General features: G+C 60.8%; 1 protein-coding gene. It reads left to right on the top strand.

The window, feature by feature from the left end; genetic code table 11:
• Nucleotides 1-260 (top strand): methyltransferase domain-containing protein (locus KJQ96_RS39280; RefSeq protein WP_213291249.1); only part of this gene is annotated, 260 nt, incomplete at both ends.

Below are 260 nucleotides of genomic sequence, written 5' to 3'. Positions count from 1 at the left end.
AACTATCTGCATCTGGTGCGCAACGTGCCGGACACGCTGCGCAGCATCCACGTACTGCTGAAGCCCGGGGGACTGTTCATCTCGAAAACGCCTTGCTTGGGAGACATGAATCCGCTGATCCGGCTGGTCCTGCTGCCCGCGATGCAACTCATCGGAAAGGCGCCACATGTCAGCTCCCTCGGCGCGTCCGAACTCAAGCGGTTGATCGTTGGCGCGGGTTTCGACGTGCTTGTCAGAGAGAGCCACGCCAGCAAGGGCAA

It is taken from the genome of Bradyrhizobium sp. sGM-13 (assembly GCF_018398875.1).
In the GTDB taxonomy this organism is placed as follows: Bacteria; Pseudomonadota; Alphaproteobacteria; order Rhizobiales; family Xanthobacteraceae; genus Bradyrhizobium.
Note: the sequence above shows the minus strand (reverse complement) of the source record. Positions and strands in the feature narration are given on the sequence as shown.